Below are 18,351 nucleotides of genomic sequence, written 5' to 3'. Positions count from 1 at the left end.
CCTGCGACGCTGCAGTGAGGCTATTTCAGCGTGCGGATGTGTTCAGGATATGTGTAAATGCGAGGGTTTTGTCTGGCTCTGTATCGCCCAGGCAGGGAGATACAAAGCCGTACAATTTTACTCACGGCGCGGTAGCGTAATGGAGACGTCCAGCCCGCCCCCGTTACGGTTCGCCAGCCTGAGCTTTCCTTCCAGCTGAGCGGTGAGCTGCGCGGCGATCGCCAGTCCGAGTCCTGTCCCGCCAGTCTCGCGGTTGCGCGAGGTTTCAACCCGATAAAACGGCTGTAAAACTGCCTCAAGCTCGGCTTCGGGGATCCCCGGTCCGTCGTCCACAATGTGAATAATGACCTCGCTGTCTGATGAATCGTCTACTGAAATCGCAGCATGCTCGCCGAATTTGAGGGCGTTATCCAGCAGATTGGTCATCACCCGGCGAAGCGCCTGCGGCCGCGTGACGATGGGCAAGCGGGCTTCGCCTGCCTGAAAGTGCACGTTTTTACCAATGTCCTGGTAATCGCAGGCGATGCTGTTGATCCAGGCGTTCAGCTCCAGCTTAAGCGACGTCTCCTCCAGTGATTCCGATGACCGGGCATACGCAATGCCCTCCCGCACCAGACGAGACATGTTATCAAGATCGTTCAGGATTTTGTCGCGAAGTTCAGGCTCTCCGGCCATTTCGACGCGGAGCTTCATGCGGGTAATGGGCGTCTGGAGATCGTGAGAAATCGAGGCCAGGATCTGCGCGCGTTCCCGGAGATAAGACTGAATGCGCGCCTGCATGGCGTTGAAGGCATGCGCTGCCCGCTGCACCTCAAGCGGCCCTTTTTCCGTCATTGGCGTGCTGGCCGCCGGATCCAGCGCATCCACCGCGCGGGTAAAGTGTGAAAAAGGCCGCACGACCTGCCGCACGGCTATCCAGGAGCAGACAGCCAGAACCAGCAGCTGCAGGATGAGAACGACCGGTAGCCAGCTGGCGACGGGCGGCATGCGCGGGATCAGGTCAATGGTCAACGGTGCGCCATCGCGTAACGTAAGATGGGCCTGAATATGCGAAATGGCGCCGGGAACCGCGGTAAAGCTAAGCGGGTAATGCGCGGCAAGCGTCGCTTTTAAGGTTCGGATAGCATCTTGCGAACGCTTATCCGTCGGCGCTGCGCCAGGTTCCCCTGTGCCCAGAATATAACGATAGTTACCCCGTTCAAGCCGCGGCAGCCAGGCGGCACGTTCGCTCGCCGGTAAGCGGTCTAATATGGCGACGCTGGTTGCGACATCGTTTTCCAGATTACCGAGCATCACCGTGCGTGCGCTGTGCATGCGTTCAACCATGACCAGCGTCAGGCTCAGGGCGTTAGCCAGCAGCAGACCGGCCAGCACGACGAGCAGCAAACGGGCCAGCAGCGAGCGTGGCCAGAGCCTCATTCGTTAACCTCTTTGATGGTCACCGGCATCGTAAAGACGTAGCCTTCACTGCGCACGGTTTTGATATAAGCGGGCATGCGGGCATCTTCGTTGAGACGCTGGCGAACCCGGCTAACCAGCAGGTCGATTGAGCGTTCAAACAGCTCGGCGTCTCGCCCCTGCGTCAGGTTGAGCAGCTGGTCACGGGTCAGCACGCGCTGCGGATGGTCAAGGAAAACGCGCAGCAGCCGATACTCCGCGCCGCTGAGCGCCACAATTACCCCTTCCGGATCGATTAAGTGGCGAGCGACGGTATCGAGCTGCCATTCACCAAACATCACTAGCCGCCCTGCTTCCGTCACTTGTAGATTGGGCGGCATCGTGCGAAAACGCCGTAAAATCGCTTTGATACGCGCCAGCAGCTCGCGGGCGACAAATGGTTTCACCACGTAGTCATCCGCGCCCATCTCCAGACCCAGGATCCTGTCCGTCTCCTCGTTGCGCGCCGTCAGCATCAGGATGGGGAGATCTTTATGTTTCCCGACGCGCAGCTCTCGACACAGCGTAAGGCCGTCATCGCCGGGCATCATGACATCCAGCACAACCAGGTCGATATGCTGTTTATCCAGCACGACGCGCATCTCTTTGCCGTTGGCCGCGCCCGTCGCGCGATAACCAGACTTAGCGAGGTAATCGACAATCAGTTCACGAATATCCCTGTCGTCATCGACGACAAGGATATGATCAATATGCTCCACCGAAATCTCCAGACCGAAGGGTAACGTACTGAAAATAGCACATTTCAGAGTTTGTCAGCGTCAACAACGGCCTTAACAAAATCCTGCGGATCTTCCTGAGGCGGGTTGTGCCCTACGGTGGCCCCAAAAGTGCGGTGCTCGTACTTACCGGTAAATTTACCCGCATAGGCCTGCGGTGCAGGATGCGGCGCGCCGTTGTTCCCACCTTCGATGGTGATCGTTGGAACGGTGATATTCGGCAGCGTGGCCAGTTTCTGCTCGTAGCTGTCGTATTTGCGCTCACCTTTTTCCAGCCCTAAGCGCCAGCGATAGTTGCTGAGCGTCACGGCGACGTGGTCCGGATTGTCGAGGGATTTGGCGCTGGCGTTAAAGACAGCATCGCTAAATTTCCAGTCAGGCGATGCCTGAGACCAGATTAAACGGGCGAAGTCATGCGTGTTTTTCGCATAGCCTTCAGCACCGCGCGCGGTGGCGAAGTAGAACTGATACCACCACTGCTGCTCCGCTTTTGGCGGCAACGGCTGTTTGCCAATCTGCTGGCTGCTGATGAGATACCCGCTCACTGAAACAAGTGACTTAACGCGCTCGGGCCACAGCGCCGCAACGATATCTGCCGTTCGGGCACCCCAGTCATATCCTGCAAATACCGCCTGCTTAATATTCAGGGCGTCCATCAGGTTCACAATATCTTTTGCCATGGCTGAAGGCTGGCCGTTGCGCGGCGTTTTGGCTGACAGGAAGCGCGTGGTGCCGTAGCCGCGCAGAGAAGGCACAATCACCCGATAGCCTTTTGCCGCCAGTGCGGGTGCAACCTCGGCGTAGCTGTGAATATCATAGGGCCAGCCGTGCAGTAAAATAACCGGCTGACCGTCTTTCGGGCCGAGGTCGACATAACCGACGTTCAGATCGCCGGCGTTAATTTGCTGCGGATGATCAAAGGCGGCCGCGATATTCGTGCCGGTGACTTCAGCCTGACAGGACATCACGGTGCCAAGAGAAATGGTCAGTGCAAGGGTCGAGTACGCGAGTTTGCTAAACATGTTGGTATCTCCGGTTGATTACAATTCACGGGGATATAACAACACTGCAGTGTATAGCGGATATGTGCGAAAGCGGGTTTATTGCAAGCCTGTGTATGTATCCGGGACCTTGATACAGTGTGATACAAACACAGGTGCTGGAGTCTTAGATGGAGAGACGATAGCGGACGTAATCGTCAGCCTCACCGTATTTGTCATAGAGTTTACGCGCCGGGTTGTTCTCCCGGGTGACCCAGTACAGTTTTGACCACCCTTCGCGCTTGCCTTCCTCAATCAGGGCGTCAATGAGCGCTTTACCTGCTCCCGCCCCGCGTTCATCGGCATCAACAAACAGATCTTCCAGGTAGCAGATGGGCGCGGTAGACCAGGTTCCTTCATGCAGAATACACATCGCGAAACCGATGACCTTTTGGTCCTTCTCGACCACCCGGCAGAACATCGGTGAATGCGCTGAGAGCGCCCTTTCCCACGTCGCTGCGGTGACGGATTCCTCGAGGTAGCAATCATAAAAATGGGTATAGCCATCCCACAGCGGTCGCCATTGGGAATAATCGTTTTCGCATAGAGGTCTTACCGTGACGGCCATGTGTTCCTCACATTACAAGTCGATCGCCATTTCAAAACAGCGTAAATCAGCCCCCGCCATACGCGAATGATGATAGTTTTCGCGCAGCGTGACAAACCCCAGCTTCTGATAAAACGACTGGGCATTAGGCGTTGCATCCAGCCTCAGACGGGTTATCCCCCGGCTACGGGCTTCATTTTTGAGCGCCTCAATAATCCGTGTTGCCATGCCTTTACCGAATGCCGCGGGCAAGGTGAATATCGCCTCCAGACAGTGGGTATCCAGATCCAGATAGCCGGTCGCCGCAACGTCGCCCTTTTCATCTTCCACCACGTAAAAAGGGTATTCAATGACCATCTGCCGATAGCGTTCGGGCATGAGATCCGGCGTCCAGCGCGCAATGACCTCGGCGTCGTAACTGGTTTTACAGCCGTGACGAATCGCCTGGTTGCGAATGTTCCAGAGTGTTTCGGCTTCCTGCGGCGTGGCTTTTCGTAATGTCATAACCTCCCCCTTTAACGGCTTTTTAGCCGCATTTCCCGTGCCAATCTGGCAAGACGCTGAGTACGACAATAGAGCGTAAATAGAACAAAGCCGCTGCCGTTCATCACCACCCGACAAAGTAACAGCGCGAAAGATGCAATGACGTGTGGCCAGAGGCTTCCATCATGAGAAAGCATGACATGTAGAACCTGAACGAGGGTCGTTATCAGCAGGATGATGAACAACGCCATAAAGCCCGACAATCCCGACGTCTTTCCACGAGCCAGTAGTACGCTTGTCACAATGAGCGCGCCTGTCATCGTCAATGATGGTAAGAAAAAGCTCAATGCATGATGTAAAGGTGACAAACCCTGCAACGTGCTGAGAAAAGGCAAAAGGTTTAGCGCAAACGCCACTAAAAACAGAGGTAACAGCATAGCTACCGGGTAAGGATTTTGACGCGGAAGCTCGCTGAGGGGTCGCGAAAAATACCGTTCCAGCTCGGGAGTGGAATTATCCAGAAGGCGGGTATCACGACGAGCAATAGCCTCCTCTATATCTCTACCATGTTGCAGGAGATCCTGGAAAACCCGTCCGGTTAACAAACTCAAAAACTTCATCAGAATACCGCCAGTGACTGAATGGTACCGATAATGTATTTACCGGTCCGTGGTAAGTTACTGGGCGCTGCAATAACGCCGCTCACCGCACTTCCTGCCAATGCTGCGGCACTTGTTACCACTTGCCCAAGTTGTCGAGTGAGTTCTACCTGAACCGGCCCGGTTGGAAAGCGTTTCGGATAAAGACCCGCGCGGATAAGAGCCTTGATTTCTTTGTTGCTTATACCGGGGTTTTGCGCGCGAATTATCAATTCGGTCAAACGAGCACGATCCTGACGAGGATAGCTTTTTAACCATTCAGTGGCTTTCAAGGAAGATATGGATTTCATTGCACGCCAGGTGGTAACGGCTTCTTTTAATGCCCCACCTGCACTTGCTAACGAAATTACATCCAGTGATGTGGAGGTGGCGACGTACCATTCTTGCGTATCGAGCCATGCAACATTTCCGCCACCGTTTTCAACCAGATCATAAATTCGATAAAGACCGTTAACACATTGTAATCCGGTAGCGAGAGTACCAGCGTAGCCGATAGCCACTAAAACACCACTGCCTCCTGCGGTAAGAGGTGTTGCTGCCGTGCCTGCAAGCATTACACCTCCAGTAATGATCATCGCGCCACAGGATAGTACAGTCGACGCAAGCTCAGTACCCATGGATGTCGATGTCACAGCGTCAGTCAATGATTTACCTACGCTGGAGGTGGATGGCTGCGAGTTCGCTTTCGTTACAATTACGTGGGTTACAATACCACTTTGGCCATTAGGATGACGCTGACCAGAGCGAACCAGGTAGCGTTGAGTACCATCAGAATAAATGATACCGGCCTGAGCAAATTCGCGATTACAGTCCATGGCGGAACCCAGTGCTTTGAAATCGAAATCTGCAGCCCCTAAACCTGCCATTCGCGCATAATCATAACCGGGGAGATTGGTCTCAGGATTCATTCCAGGCAAAACCATACATTATTCCTTATGTGGGTAGGTAAGTTAGCCCAACTAATCTGATGGTAGTCGAACGCTCAGCAGAGCAAAATTTTGGTAGTAAATACGTTACAACGCAACTAAACAGAACGTCATATAGATGAAAATACCAGAACGCAAACAAAAGCATAACGCCTAAAAAGGGAGATCAGCGCATGACGATACCGACGCTCACGACAGAACGCTTACTGCTGAAACCGCTGGTAGCGGAAGATGCCGTCCAGATACAAAAGCTATATCCGCGCTGGGAGATTGTCCGTTATATGGTCTCCTCCGTGCCCTGGCCCTACCCGGATAACGGCGCGGAAAACTATGTCAACAACGTGGCGCTGCCGGATATGGCAAAAGGGATTGCCTGGTTCTGGAGCATCCGGCGACGCGATATGCCGGATGAATTGATGGGCATTATTTGCCTGTACGACGTCGAGGACAACAACCGCGGGTTCTGGCTCGCGCCGGAATTTCAGGGGCACGGATATATGCGCGAAGCCAGTATTGCCGCGACGGATTACTGGTTCAATACGCTAAACAAACCCGTATTGCGCGCACCGAAAGCCGCCGCCAACAGCCGCTCCCGGCGTATTTCAGACAGTAGCGGCATGCGGCTTATCAGGACGGAAAAGAAAGCCTACGTCAGCGGGATGCTGGACTCCGAGCTGTGGGAAATCACCCGCGAAGAGTGGAACGCCCGTCAGGTCAGCTGATAATGTTTATCCGGCATCAGCCTTTCCGGGATGTTCTCTTCATCGTTCATCTGCAGCAGATCGCGTTCCATCATATTGCAGATGGCGTCCAGCGGCAGGTCGTTATCTTCGGTGCCAAACGGATCTTCCAGTTCTTCCGCAAGGGTGTCCAGCGAGATAAAGGTGTAGGAGATCAGCGCCGAAACGAAGGGCGTCATGTAGTGCAGGTCCACAACCAGCGCGAACGGCAGCATGATGCAGAACAGATATACCGTGCGGTGCAAAATCAGCGTATAGGCAAACGGTACCGGCGTGGTTGCAATGCGCTCGCAGCCGGAAAGGACGATAGACATGTCGTTCAGACGATTGTTCAGGCTATGGAACAGAATGTCTGAGAGTTGCCCGTTTCGCCGCCGCACGGCCAGCCACTCCCCCATGATCAGTAAAATACGGTTCGCCGGTGAGTTGGCGCTCATCACGTGACGTAAATTATCCGCAGCAAGATAGCGAGAGAGTTGCTCGGCGTTCAGCTCCCGGCGCAGGGTCATGCGCAGGCAGTTGGCAAAAGCAATCTGCAGGCGGACAAATTCGCCCAGGTGCTTATCGTCAGGCAAGGTGTTTTTTACCTCGCGAAACAGCGAGCGTGCCGCTATCATCAGCTGCCCCCAGAGCAGCCTCGCCTCGACGTAGCGTGAATAACAGGCGTTGTTTCTGAAACCCAGAAAGATAGCGATCGCCACGCCGAGAATGCTGAATGGCGCCACGGTAAATTTGATCCCCAGCGAGGTATACCACGGCAGCATAAGGATAACGGCGATAGAAAGCAGGAAGTTGAGCAGCAATCGGGTATAGATCTTGGGAAGTACCGAACCGTGCCAGACAAAAATCAGTTGTAGCCAGTGCTGTTTAGGACGAACGATCATAGTGAGTTTCAGGAAAGAAAAGAGCGAGGCTATTAAACGTGATCCCCGTCACCGTTGCAAGCATGTTAACGGAACATTGCATTTTCTCCCCTGAGTAACGAAAACCGCACGGTGCTGCATGTGTTTTTTAAAAACAAAGACAATAGTATGTTGTAACTAAATAATGTCGTATTCAAACCCGGCCGAAGCCGGGTGAATCTATTAACAAAGCGGTTTAGCCGCGGCGCGCATGCCCTTAAGCAGAATGGCATCCAGATCCAGCGTCACCTGGTCGACAAGACCGTTCACCTGCGTCAGATCCTGTTCCCCGTGCTCACTCACGCTGAGCACCGACTGCACCAGTTCACGGGTGCTCAGCTGCCGATCGCGGTGCTGCGCCCACAGCTGCTGATAACGTTCCAGCCAGCATGCATCATCCTGCACCGGATAGTTCTCCCCGTTACGCTCCGCGCGATAAAAAGCGATCAGTGCGGCCAGAGCATACGTCAGGCGTGCTGGTAATTGCCCTGTCGCCTTCTGCCCTGCCAGCAGCTGCGGCAGGATGCGGGTGCGGTATTTGGTCATGCCGTTAAGCGCGATGGAGAGCAGCTGGTGTCGGATGTAGGGGTTGCGAAAACGCCCAGTTACCGCACTGGCGAAAGTTTCCAGCTCGTCACGCGGCAGATCGAGGACCGGAATAATCTCCTGATAAATCGCTTTTTCGACGAACGCGCAGACCTCGGCATCATTCATCGCCTCGCCTACCGTATCCAGCCCGGCCAGGAACGCGACCGGTACCAGCGCCGTGTGCGCGCCGTTCAGGATGGCGACTTTGCGCTCTTTGTAAGGCCTGATGTCATCGACAATCAGCACGTTTAACGGGTACTTATCCAGACGAAGCTCGTGCGCAAGGGATGCTGGCCCCTGGATAACGAACAGATAGAAATGTTCAGCCGTGTCCAGGAACCGATCGTGATAACCCAGCTCAGCTTCAAGCGCAGCCGCTTCATCGCGCGGGTAACCGGTCACGATACGGTCTACCAGCGTCGAGCAGAAGCAGTTGGCATCGTTTAGCCACCGGATAAAGGCCGCAGGCAGCGCCCATTCCTGCGCATAGCGCAGAACGAGTTCACGTAAGGCATCTCCGTTGTAGTCAATCAGTTCGCACGGGATGATGATCCAGCCTTTAGCCGGCGCGCCGTTAAAGTGGCTGAAGCGCTCAAACAGTAGTCGCGTCAGCTTCGCCGGATAGCTCACTGCAGGGGCATCGTCGAATTTGTCACCTGCGTGGTAGCTAATACCCGCTTCGGTGGTATTCGAGAAAACAAACCGCATATCCGGATTGCGAGCCAGTTTCAGAAACGCGTCATAGTCTTCGTAGACGCTGATTTCACGGTTAACGGAGCGGATAAGACGGCTCTCGCTCACCGCTTCCCCCTGCCCGTTCAGGCCACGAACGATAGTGGTATAGAGACCATCCTGAGTGCTCAGCGACGGTGGAAAATCGCTCTGAATAGGACGGACGATAACCACGCCGGCATTAAGATCGGTATGTTCATTTAGCAGGTCGATTTGCCAGTCGACAAACGCACGCAGGAAGTTGCCTTCACCAAACTGAATGATGCGTTCTGGGTATTGAGCACCGGGAAAATCACGACGGTTGAGCGTGTTCACAAGGGGTTCCTTTTATGATTAGTCATACAGCCTGATAGGATTGGTACGATAACTTATCAAAACTTAACGACCAGAAACCCTGTTTTGATCAATACGTCGCGTAGTTGTGCAGAATATTTACAGGAACTTATAAAACACGGACGTGGCCGTCATGGCACCGTCCGGCATCAGCGCGTAGCGCGGGATCTCACCAACCTTTTGCCAGCCGGCACGCTGGTAGAAGGTTTCGGCCCCGCTGCCGGTGGAGGTATCAAGCACCAGAACCGAAATATCTTTGGCCCGGGCCTCAGCTTCCAGCGCTTCCATCAATGCCATCGCGGCCCCTTTCCGGCGCGCTTTCTCATGAACCAGCAGCTTTGCCACATCGGCCCGATGCGGCTGGTTTTCCGGCTGGTCTGTGATCAGCTGCACCGTTCCGATGATGCCGTCCTGCGCATCGACGCAGACAAGCACCAGCCGCTCGCCTCGCGCTACGCTTTCGGCAATACCGCGCCAGAAAATACGGGCCTTATCCAGGCTATAAGGGAGCATAAAGCTGACGGATGCCCCGCCGTTCACACAGTTTTCGAGGATCCCGGCCAGCACATCAATATGGGTAAGAATTTCGTCTCGGGTGAGGTTTTTGATTTGCAGTGAGGTATTCATTGTTTTTCCTTACGTTGAATACCATCACTGTGCATTTAACATCTTCTTAACGCAAACGGATCGAACATAGGCTTTTGTTATGTCACCGGGCGCGCTGGCGCTGCTGTTTCATGGCATACATCTTTTCATCGGCATCTTTTAACCACTGCTGCAGGTCGTTGCCGTTATGATCGAATTCGCTAAGCCCCCATGAGAAATGAAGCGACCAGGGATGCAGCTTGCGGGCGTTATAGTGTTCCACCTGCTCAGCGAGATACTGCATGGCAATCCAGGCCCCCTGCTCATCCGTATCCGCAAACAGCACGGCGAATTCGTCCCCGCCAAAACGCACCAGTAGATCTGCTTCACGGAAAGAGCTGCGCATCAGTTGCGCCATGGCTTTCAGCGCCTTATCTCCCTCTTCATGGCCGTAGCGATCGTTAATTTCCTTGAAACGATCCAAATCCAACCAGCCAAGCGTCAGCGGCTCAGCCCGGCGCCGGGCAACGGAAAGCGTGAAACGTACAAGCTGATTAAAGCCCCGACGGTTGAATAACCCGGTTAATTCATCCGTGGTCGCCGCACTGATGGCAGCAAATTCATCTTCCGCCAGCGCGCCCAGGTCCCCCAGCACGGCGAGGTCGGACGCTGAAAACTCACGGGGAGCGTAATCAATCAGGCACAGCGAGCCCACGCTCGCGCCGTCACGCAGGCGCAGCGGGAAGCCCGCGTAAAACCGCACGCGCGGCTCACCGGCCACCAGCGGATTATCCGCAAAGCGATCGTCCTGAAGCATGTCCCCCACCACCAGCGGCGCTTCGGTGAGGATCGTATGTCCACAGAATGAGATGTTACGCGGAACGGCGCTCGGTGCCTGACCATCAGCCGACTTGACGATCAGCGAATGCTCATCGATAAGATTGACCATCGCCAGCGGCACCTGGAAAAAGCGTTTTGCCAGACGCGTTAAGCGGTCAAACGCCGGGGAACTGTCAATCTCAAGCAAACCAGACTCGCGCAGCGAGTTGAGACGTTCCGTTTCATTTTCAGGGGTTGCAGGTGCTTTCATAATGTCTCCTGACGTAAGGCGTTACTAAAAGCGTAGCTTAAACAGAGACATTGTCAGTGTTCTGACGTCCTGTTAAGCCGCTTACTATTCACGTCAATGCCTTATGACGATTAACGCAGCTATGTTTCACTCCCGGAAGGCGTAGCAATTTGCTCGTCCGCCACCCGGGCGCTGGTACGGTTTCGACCCGCTTTTTTTGAACGATAGAGATGATCGTCCGCCTCGGCCATGAGCTTGTTGAAGACCTCGGTCAACTGCCATGACTCTGCCTTTCCACTTCCGAGGCCAATACTGACCGTCAGATAGAGGGTCTGGTTGCGCCATGTAAAAGGATGGCTGGCCACGGTGGACCGGATACGTTCAGCCAGTTCAAAACCGTGCTGCGCGTCGCCTGAATTAACTACCACCGCGAACTCTTCCCCGCCCATGCGCGCCACCATGCCGTCTTCACCGACAACCTGCTGAACCTGTCGGGCAAACGACGCCAGCACGCGGTCTCCGCACTCGTGGCCGTAGTTATCATTAATGCTTTTGAAATAATCAATATCCAACAGCATGACGGTCAGAAAACGTGTATGCCGGTAGGTTTCTTCCTGCTTTAACGCCTCATAAAGCCCGGAACGCGAATAGACGTGCGTTAAGAAGTCATAATCCGCCCTGAGCGAAACCTGACGGATCAGGGAGTTAATCGCCGCCATGCTGACGGAGACCATCACCGGACAGATCGCCATCGTGGCGATCCCCAGCCGGGCTGAAAACATCATTGGCGTCGTAAACGGCGTCGCCACGGCAATATTAATAATCGAATTGGCGACCAAAATGATTTCAGTGGCGCCCGTGATAAACGTCAGCAGGCAGGTCGCAGGCAGCGAGTAGCGAACCGCACACCAGATAAGTGCAGGCAGAGGAAACGAGAGGCTCCCCGCTCCGCCAATCACCACCGAAGCGACCACCGAGACGATCAGCGCAATCACAGGCAGCAACTGCTCCAGACGTAACCTGAGCTCACGCCCGGGCATGCGTAACGTGAGCATACAAGGCACAACAAGCACGCCGGTTGAGAACTGCTCGCTAAACCAGTCGGCAAACAGCGGCCAGAAGGTGTGACTGTCAATCCCAACCGACCCCACCGCGCCGAGCAAGGCACAAAGCAGCGCGGCAATCAGGCAGTAGTTAAACAGGCGTAATGCGTTAAGCGGATCCGGGGTTTTCTTCATTAGCCGCTTGTCGCGCTGAATCAGCACGGCGACGGCAACGATAAAGATCATGTTAGACAGGTTGATCACCGCTGAAGCGATACCCCAGTTGGTCGTCACCGCGTCGTACAACAGCATCGCGACATAACATACCGCATAGTAGTGCACGCGATTCAGGTAAACATAGCGGGCGAAGATCCCTGCCATGACGCCATTCAGCGGCCAGAACAGAGAGAGTGCCTCAACGAGCCGTAACTCCGCGCCCACAAAATAGAATAAGGTGGTGAGGATAAAGATCGTCGATGCATTTCGCAGCGGCGTGTCAACCTGGAACGGCCTGAAGGCAGTAAGAGCAGAACGCATTAAATATCATTCCATATGAAAGCTTACGGCAATTATTGCGGTCGTCAGCACGATTGGGACTAACATAGGATGCATCTATAACACAAATAACACAGGAGCATAACTCGTCAAATTTAGGCGTTCATTTGCAACACCAGCCAGTGGTGAATGACGCCGACAATATAATTTTGCTGCTGCGCAGTGAGCGTCACACCCTGTGGAATGTTATGCCATTTTGCCAGACAGCCCCGACAACAGGTGGCCGTGGCATGCTGGGCGATAAACACCGGGTGTCCGCGCATGGGCGTCTGCTTGCCGTCGTTTGCAGGGTATGCAGGCGCAAGGCGCTTTTCGACAAAATCCGCGGCATGCTGGTCAATGGTTTCGGGGCCTTTGTCCCAGCAGTACTGTCGTTCCTTAACGCCTAAGCGAAAGCGCGAGCGAAATGTCGATCGCGCCAGGCGGGAAAAAAGAGGATCAAGATCGGACATCAGTATACGGAACGTCCCAGACGCTGGGTCAGTTTTTCCAGAACCGCGACACCGGCAAGCGAATTTCCCGTTTCATCCAGTTCCGGGCTCCAGACTGCAATCGCCATTTCGTGCGGCACAATCGCCACGACTCCGCCGCCAACGCCCGATTTAGCTGGCAATCCAACGCGCCAGGCAAACTCACCGGCGTTTTGATACATCCCGCTGGTGGCCATCAGCGCGTTAACCTGACGAGCCTGCAGAGGTGAAACCACTTCCTGATCGAGATGCGGCGCATGACCCTGATGCGCAAGGAACAGGAACGTCTGAGCCAGCTCAACGCAGCTCATTTTCAGGGCGCAGTAATGGAAGTAGTTTTGCAGGACGGTCGCCACGTCGTTGTGGAAATTACCGAAGGATTTCATCAGCCACGCGATAGCCGCGTTACGGGCGGAGTGTTCAAACTCCGAGCGCGCTACCAGCGCATCATAGGCAATATCGTCAACGCCCGAGAGCTGACGAACAATCTCAAGCATTCGCTGGCGCGGAGCGCTGAGGCGGCTTTGCAGCATATCGCAGACCACCAGCGCCCCGGCATTGATGAAGGGGTTTCGCGGTTTCCCCTGTTCAATTTCGAGCTGAAGCAGCGAGTTAAAAGGCTGGCCGGAAGGATCTTTACCCACGCGCTGCCAAATCTCTTCTTCTTCGTACTGGCGCATCGCTGCAACCAGACTCAGCACTTTCGAAATGGACTGAATGGAAAAACGTTCAGTGGCATCGCCTGCCTGGAATCGCTGTCCGTCGATAGTACAGATAGCGATGCCCAGCTTATTCCCGCTTACCGAGGCAAGGGCCGGAATATAGTCGGCAACCTTCCCCTTTCCAATTAAAGGACGAACCTGCGCCAGAATCTCGTCCAACATCTCATTATGGATGACCGCAGCCACACTTTGCTCCTTGCCCTCAGGCTAAAACGGCTGCGAGTATAACAGAGGCTTATGTATTACGTCAGGCGCTAAGACGAAAACGCGAAACGGCCTGCAATAAAAGATCGGATTGCTTTTGCAGCCGCTCTGAGGCATCCGAGGCGTCAGAGACCAGCAAATCCGTCTGACGGGAGACCTGATTCAGCGCCTGAAGCTGACGCGTCATCTGGTGAATACTCTCTCCCTGACTGAGCGTGGCGGTGGAGATCTCATTAAGCAAACTACTTAGATTGCCCACCAGCCCGGAGACCTGCTGGAGATTCTCTTCCATCAGGGTGACGGCGCGGGAACCGTCTTCAATGCCCTGCAGCGAGCGGTTGATCAGCTCCTGTATGGTCTGCGTCGAGTGGCTGCTCTTTCTGGCCAAAAGACCGACCTCCCGGGCGACGACGGCAAACCCGCGCCCCTGGTTTCCTGCATGGGCAGCTTCGATGGCGGCATTGAGCGCCAGGATGTTGGTCTGAAACGCCACGCTGTCGATCATCGCCACGATCCCGCGCATCTCTGACGATCGCTCGACGATCGCCTGCATGGACGCGTTTACGGTTAACATCATCTGGTCGCCACCCACGGCGGCCTGGCGCGCCTCATCGGCCCGCGAGCTGGCGAGTCTGGCATACCCGGTATTGCCTTCAACGTGGCTTTCCAGCGCCGCGATATGCGCCGTCACATCCTCAAGCTCTTTCGCCTGACGCGCTGACTGCTGATACAGTTTCTGGTTACCCTCCGCGAGGGAGCCGATGTTTTCCACCATCGTGGCGGTGGCATGGCTGACCTGCGTCACCAGCTGCTGCAGGCCGTGCTGCATCGTGGCAATACTGTCGCTGAGCTGCCCTATCTCCCGGTTGAAGCGCATGACGTTGGGCGGCGTGCCGGAGAGATCCCCTGCTGCCAGCCGGTTGATATGCGCGATGAGTCGACGAAGCGGCGTAATCACCCATCTCGACATGCCGAACCACACGATAACCGCGATGGCGAGCAACAGCACAGGCGCAAACAGGAACAACGTTTGCAGGCCGGATAGCTGCGCCATGAGGCTCTGGCGCCCCTGCATGGCCAGCTTCTCGCTTGCCTGCTGATAGCGCGCATAGTTGTCGTTAAAATCCGTCTGAAACGCCTGCGCCGGGACGGCAAAAAAAGCGTCGATGGTGTTGGTTTTGACCAGACCTTCAGCCTGCTCTTCGATCGCGCCGTAGAAAAGCTTATAGCTATTCACCAGGGCATCGTCTTTCGGCGGATTCAGCGCCAGCCAGGCCTTCCACGCCTGCTGAGACACCGTCAGCGCCTTTTGCGCATCATCCATCAGGCTATGCCAGCTCCCGTCGGATCCGGTCTCTTTATCCTGCATAAACCAGACGCCGGACCGGTTAAGCAAATCGCTTGCCGCCAACAGGGAAACACGGGCCTGATCCAGCTTGCTCTGCTGCTGCCAGGCCAGAAGGTTTTGCTGCTCGTTGCGCTGAGCGTCGTTCAGGGAGGCGTTAAGCAGAAATGACGAGGAGAGCTGCAGCGCGGAGAAAAGGCCAATAATACAAAAGATCCCTGTCAACAGGCCAAAGTGACGGGGAGTGAGACGCTGCGCAATACGGCGAAAAATTTGCGTTAGGTTCATAATTAGCTTCATTTACAAGGCGTTAGACGCGAGCGAGTCTACGAAATGAAAATGACAGAACCATTGCAGATTAGTGACAACGGCCCTCGCTCTGAGGGCCGAAATTTAGGATTACACGCGATCCTTCCATACCGTCTGCGCGTTACAGAACTCGTGCAACCCAAAGTGGGAAAGCTCGCGTCCAAAGCCGCTTTTCTTCACGCCGCCAAAGGCTACGCGCGCATCGCTGGCGCTATAGCCGTTGATAAACACGCCGCCGCACTCCAGCTCGCGTGAGAATTTATCCGCAAGCTCTGCGTCAGCGGTGAAGACCGTCGCAGACAGGCCAAAGTCGCTGTCGTTGGCAAGCGTCAGGGCGTGATCCGCGTCTTTCGCGACCGTAATGGCCGCGACCGGACCAAACAGCTCCTGGCGGAACGCCGTCATCGACGGGGTAACGTTCGCCAGCACGGTTGGCGCGTAGTAATTGCCCTCTCCGCTGATTTTCTCTCCGCCCAGCAGCAGCGTTGCCCCTTCGGCCAGGGTGGCCTGCACCTGCTGATGCAGCTCATCGCGCAGGTCAAAACGCGCCATCGGGCCCAGGTAGTTCTCTTCTTCTTCCGGCGCGCCCATCTTTAACGCAGCAACTGCATCGACAAAGCGCCGGGTAAAGGTCTTTGCAATACCCTCTTCCACAATGAAGCGTTTGGACGCCGCGCACACCTGCCCGGTATTCTGATAGCGACCCGCCACCGCCGCCTTCACGGCAAGATCCAGGTCGGCATCGTTGAGGACGATAAACGGGTCTGAGCCACCCAGCTCAAGCACGCATTTTTTCAGCGCGGCCCCCGCCTGAGCACCAATGGCAGCCCCGGCACGCACGCTGCCGGTGACGGTCACCGCCGCAATACGACGATCGTTAATCGCCTGGCTGACGCCGTCATTGGTGGCGTTCACCCAGCCGAACACGCCTTCTGGGAAACCCGCATCCGCAAAGATCTGCGCGATGAGATCCGCAGAGCCGAGCACGTTGGGGGCGTGTTTGAGCAGATAGCTGTTACCGGCCAGCAGAATTGGCACCGCGCCGCGCAGCACCTGCCAGAGCGGGAAGTTCCACGGCATCACCGCGAGGATCGGCCCCAGCGGACGGTATTCAATGACCGCGTTCTGGTTTTCCACCAGCGTAGGCTCCGCACGCAGCATCGCCGGGCCGTGCTCGGCATACCAGTCGCACAGACCCGCGGATTTTGCCACTTCCGCCCGCGCCTGCAGGATAGGTTTGCCCATTTCACGGGAGATCGTCTGCGCCATCTCTTCCGCGCGGTGTCGCAGCGCTGCGCCGAGATCGCGCAGCTTTTGCGCCCGGTGGGCAACGCTTTCTCGACGCCACTGGCGATAGCCCGCGTCGGACTGAGAAATTGCGCGGTCAATCTGTTCCGGCGTTGCCCAAGGCCAGGTTGAGAGGGTTTCACCCGTGGCCGGGCTGACAGAGAAGGCATGTGTAGCAGATGAATAAGTCATGTTGTTCTCCACGTGTTTCGGTTGATTAATTGTGGCTCACTCTGCTATTTCTTAAAAATGAATAATACTAACCACCTTATTCACGAAACGAGAACATTATGGATTTAACCCAGCTTGAAATGTTTAACGCCGTCGCACTGACGGGCAGTATCACCCAGGCGGCGCAGAAGGTGCATCGCGTGCCGTCTAACCTGACGACCCGCATTCGCCAGCTGGAAGCCGATCTTGGCGTTGAGCTGTTTATTCGTGAGAACCAGCGTTTGCGTTTATCCCCGGCCGGGCATAACTTCCTGCGCTACAGCAAGCAAATCCTCGCCCTGGTGGATGAAGCGCGCATGGTTGTAGCGGGAGATGAGCCGCAGGGGTTATTTGCCCTCGGCGCGCTGGAAAGTACCGCAGCCGTGCGCATTCCTGAAACGCTGGCGCAGTTTAACCAGCGCTATCCGCGCATCCAGTTTGCCCTTTCTACCGGGCCATCCGGGACGATGATCGATGGCGTACTGGAGGGAACCCTCAGCGCCGCCTTCGTCGACGGGCCGCTGTCGCACCCGGAGCTGGAAGGCATGCCGGTCTATCGGGAGGAGATGATGCTGGTCACGCCTGCCGGGCACGCGGAGGTCGCACGCGCCGCGCAGGTTAGCGGCAGCGACGTTTACGCTTTTCGCGCCAACTGCTCGTACCGTCGACACCTGGAGAGCTGGTTTCATGCTGACCGCGCCGCGCCCGGCCGCATTCATGAGATGGAGTCCTATCACGGCATGCTCGCCTGCGTCATTGCGGGCGCGGGCATCGCGCTGATGCCGCGCTCAATGCTGGAGAGTATGCCTGGGCATCATCAGATTGAAGCCTGGCCGCTGGCGGAAAACTGGCGCTGGCTCACCACCTGGCTGGTGTGGCGACGCGGGGCGATGACCCGCCAGCTGGAGGCCTTTATAGCGCTGCTAAACGAACGTCTTCAACCAGCGCCTTCTCCATAAACAGGCTGAGCGGGTCGTCAACGTACGGGGCAAACGCCGGGCGTAAATCGTATCCGCACTGTTCATAAAGACGCACCGCGGCGCGCTGTTTAATACCGGTCTCCAGCCGTACCGTGTGGCAATGACGGCTCAGGGCCTCATCTTCCAGGGCGGCCAGCAGCGTCTCGCCGAGATGCTGCCCGCGATGGGCCGGATCGATATAAACCCGCTTCATCTCGCCCGTTCCGTCGCCGTTGAGCACGATTGCGCCGCAGCCAACGGCCTGAAGCTGCTGGTCGCGAATGATCATCAGGATCAGCGAAGCTTCCGGCAGCGAAGCCAGATCGAGCAGATGATTACTTTCAGCGGGATAGAGTTCGCTCTGATAGCGGTCAAGCGCCGCGATCAGGCTGAGAATGTCCGGGTGACGTGCAGATTCAGAGGTAATGGAATACATGGCAGGCTCCTTGCTTTTTTATGAGGCTAAATT

19 protein-coding genes are annotated in these 18,351 nt (G+C 55.8%); 2 read left to right on the top strand and 17 right to left on the bottom strand.

Annotated elements, in window-relative coordinates; translation table 11 throughout:
• Window positions 1-117: 117 nt before the first annotated feature.
• The 7 genes from AB3N39_RS10455 to AB3N39_RS10425 form a co-directional block, all read right to left on the bottom strand.
• The gene (locus tag AB3N39_RS10455; protein WP_133294420.1) at window positions 118-1,419 is read right to left on the bottom strand and encodes an ATP-binding protein; all 1,302 of its coding nucleotides are present in this window, start codon (window positions 1,417-1,419) and stop codon (window positions 118-120) included.
• Window positions 1,416-2,156, bottom strand: a complete 741-nt coding sequence (locus AB3N39_RS10450) for a response regulator (protein ID WP_133294419.1) — start codon at window positions 2,154-2,156, stop codon at window positions 1,416-1,418. Before AB3N39_RS10450 ends, AB3N39_RS10455 begins: the two co-directional genes overlap by 4 nt.
• A 44-nt stretch (window positions 2,157-2,200) precedes the next feature.
• Entirely contained in the window at window positions 2,201-3,196 is a 996-nt protein-coding gene (locus AB3N39_RS10445; protein ID WP_111964590.1) for an alpha/beta fold hydrolase, read from the bottom strand.
• A gap of 145 nt (window positions 3,197-3,341) precedes the next feature.
• Window positions 3,342-3,782, bottom strand: a complete 441-nt coding sequence (locus AB3N39_RS10440; RefSeq protein ID WP_127730880.1) for a GNAT family N-acetyltransferase — start codon at window positions 3,780-3,782, stop codon at window positions 3,342-3,344.
• 12 nt (window positions 3,783-3,794) lie between these two features.
• On the bottom strand, window positions 3,795-4,265 hold the full coding sequence (locus AB3N39_RS10435) for a GNAT family N-acetyltransferase (protein ID WP_133294418.1): 471 nt from the start codon (window positions 4,263-4,265) through the stop codon (window positions 3,795-3,797).
• A gap of 11 nt (window positions 4,266-4,276) precedes the next feature.
• On the bottom strand, window positions 4,277-4,864 hold the full coding sequence (locus AB3N39_RS10430; protein ID WP_133294417.1) for a hypothetical protein: 588 nt from the start codon (window positions 4,862-4,864) through the stop codon (window positions 4,277-4,279).
• A complete protein-coding gene (locus tag AB3N39_RS10425) occupies window positions 4,864-5,826 on the bottom strand; it encodes a hypothetical protein (RefSeq protein WP_032674783.1) in 963 nt (320 codons plus the stop codon). Before AB3N39_RS10425 ends, AB3N39_RS10430 begins: the two co-directional genes overlap by 1 nt.
• A 176-nt stretch (window positions 5,827-6,002) precedes the next feature.
• Here AB3N39_RS10425 and AB3N39_RS10420 point away from each other — a divergent pair, with 176 nt between their 5' ends.
• The gene (locus AB3N39_RS10420; RefSeq protein WP_111964593.1) at window positions 6,003-6,551 is read left to right on the top strand and encodes a GNAT family N-acetyltransferase; all 549 of its coding nucleotides are present in this window, start codon (window positions 6,003-6,005) and stop codon (window positions 6,549-6,551) included.
• On the opposite strand, the gene AB3N39_RS10415 is transcribed toward AB3N39_RS10420, so the two are convergent.
• The 9 genes from AB3N39_RS10415 to sad form a co-directional block, all read right to left on the bottom strand.
• Window positions 6,539-7,453: a bestrophin family protein gene (locus AB3N39_RS10415; protein ID WP_133294416.1), complete on the bottom strand. Its 915-nt coding sequence runs from the start codon at window positions 7,451-7,453 to the stop codon at window positions 6,539-6,541. The genes AB3N39_RS10420 and AB3N39_RS10415 overlap by 13 nt on opposite strands.
• A 201-nt stretch (window positions 7,454-7,654) precedes the next feature.
• Window positions 7,655-9,106 (bottom strand): tagaturonate reductase, encoded by a 1,452-nt coding sequence (locus tag AB3N39_RS10410; protein WP_367897298.1) that lies wholly within the window; start codon window positions 9,104-9,106, stop codon window positions 7,655-7,657.
• Window positions 9,107-9,223: 117 nt separating this feature from the next.
• Entirely contained in the window at window positions 9,224-9,751 is a 528-nt protein-coding gene (locus AB3N39_RS10405) for a GNAT family N-acetyltransferase (RefSeq protein ID WP_136194863.1), read from the bottom strand.
• A gap of 82 nt (window positions 9,752-9,833) precedes the next feature.
• A complete protein-coding gene (locus AB3N39_RS10400) occupies window positions 9,834-10,799 on the bottom strand; it encodes a sensor domain-containing diguanylate cyclase (protein ID WP_115875055.1) in 966 nt (321 codons plus the stop codon).
• A 119-nt stretch (window positions 10,800-10,918) separates the two neighbouring features.
• Entirely contained in the window at window positions 10,919-12,358 is a 1,440-nt protein-coding gene (locus tag AB3N39_RS10395; RefSeq protein ID WP_367897297.1) for a diguanylate cyclase, read from the bottom strand.
• Window positions 12,359-12,471: 113 nt separating this feature from the next.
• On the bottom strand, window positions 12,472-12,828 hold the full coding sequence (locus tag AB3N39_RS10390) for a DUF4186 domain-containing protein (protein ID WP_133294412.1): 357 nt from the start codon (window positions 12,826-12,828) through the stop codon (window positions 12,472-12,474).
• Window positions 12,828-13,754, bottom strand: a complete 927-nt coding sequence (glsB, locus tag AB3N39_RS10385; RefSeq protein ID WP_111964600.1) for a glutaminase B — start codon at window positions 13,752-13,754, stop codon at window positions 12,828-12,830. Before glsB ends, AB3N39_RS10390 begins: the two co-directional genes overlap by 1 nt.
• Before the next feature lie 61 nt (window positions 13,755-13,815).
• The gene (locus AB3N39_RS10380) at window positions 13,816-15,405 is read right to left on the bottom strand and encodes a methyl-accepting chemotaxis protein (RefSeq protein ID WP_367897296.1); all 1,590 of its coding nucleotides are present in this window, start codon (window positions 15,403-15,405) and stop codon (window positions 13,816-13,818) included.
• A gap of 111 nt (window positions 15,406-15,516) precedes the next feature.
• Window positions 15,517-16,905, bottom strand: coding sequence for a succinate-semialdehyde dehydrogenase (gene sad, locus AB3N39_RS10375; RefSeq protein ID WP_367897295.1), 1,389 nt, complete (start codon window positions 16,903-16,905; stop codon window positions 15,517-15,519).
• A 98-nt stretch (window positions 16,906-17,003) separates the two neighbouring features.
• On the opposite strand from sad, the gene AB3N39_RS10370 reads away from it, so the two are divergent.
• Window positions 17,004-17,882 (top strand): LysR family transcriptional regulator, encoded by an 879-nt coding sequence (locus AB3N39_RS10370; RefSeq protein ID WP_127730867.1) that lies wholly within the window; start codon window positions 17,004-17,006, stop codon window positions 17,880-17,882.
• Here AB3N39_RS10370 and AB3N39_RS10365 read toward each other — a convergent pair.
• Entirely contained in the window at window positions 17,836-18,318 is a 483-nt protein-coding gene (locus tag AB3N39_RS10365) for a GNAT family N-acetyltransferase (protein ID WP_111964604.1), read from the bottom strand. The two genes, AB3N39_RS10370 and AB3N39_RS10365, sit on opposite strands and share 47 nt — an antisense overlap.
• Window positions 18,319-18,351 lie beyond the last annotated feature (33 nt).

Source organism: Enterobacter vonholyi, assembly GCF_040834095.1.
GTDB classification, from domain to species: domain Bacteria; phylum Pseudomonadota; class Gammaproteobacteria; order Enterobacterales; family Enterobacteriaceae; genus Enterobacter; species Enterobacter vonholyi.
Note: the sequence above shows the minus strand (reverse complement) of the source record. Positions and strands in the feature narration are given on the sequence as shown.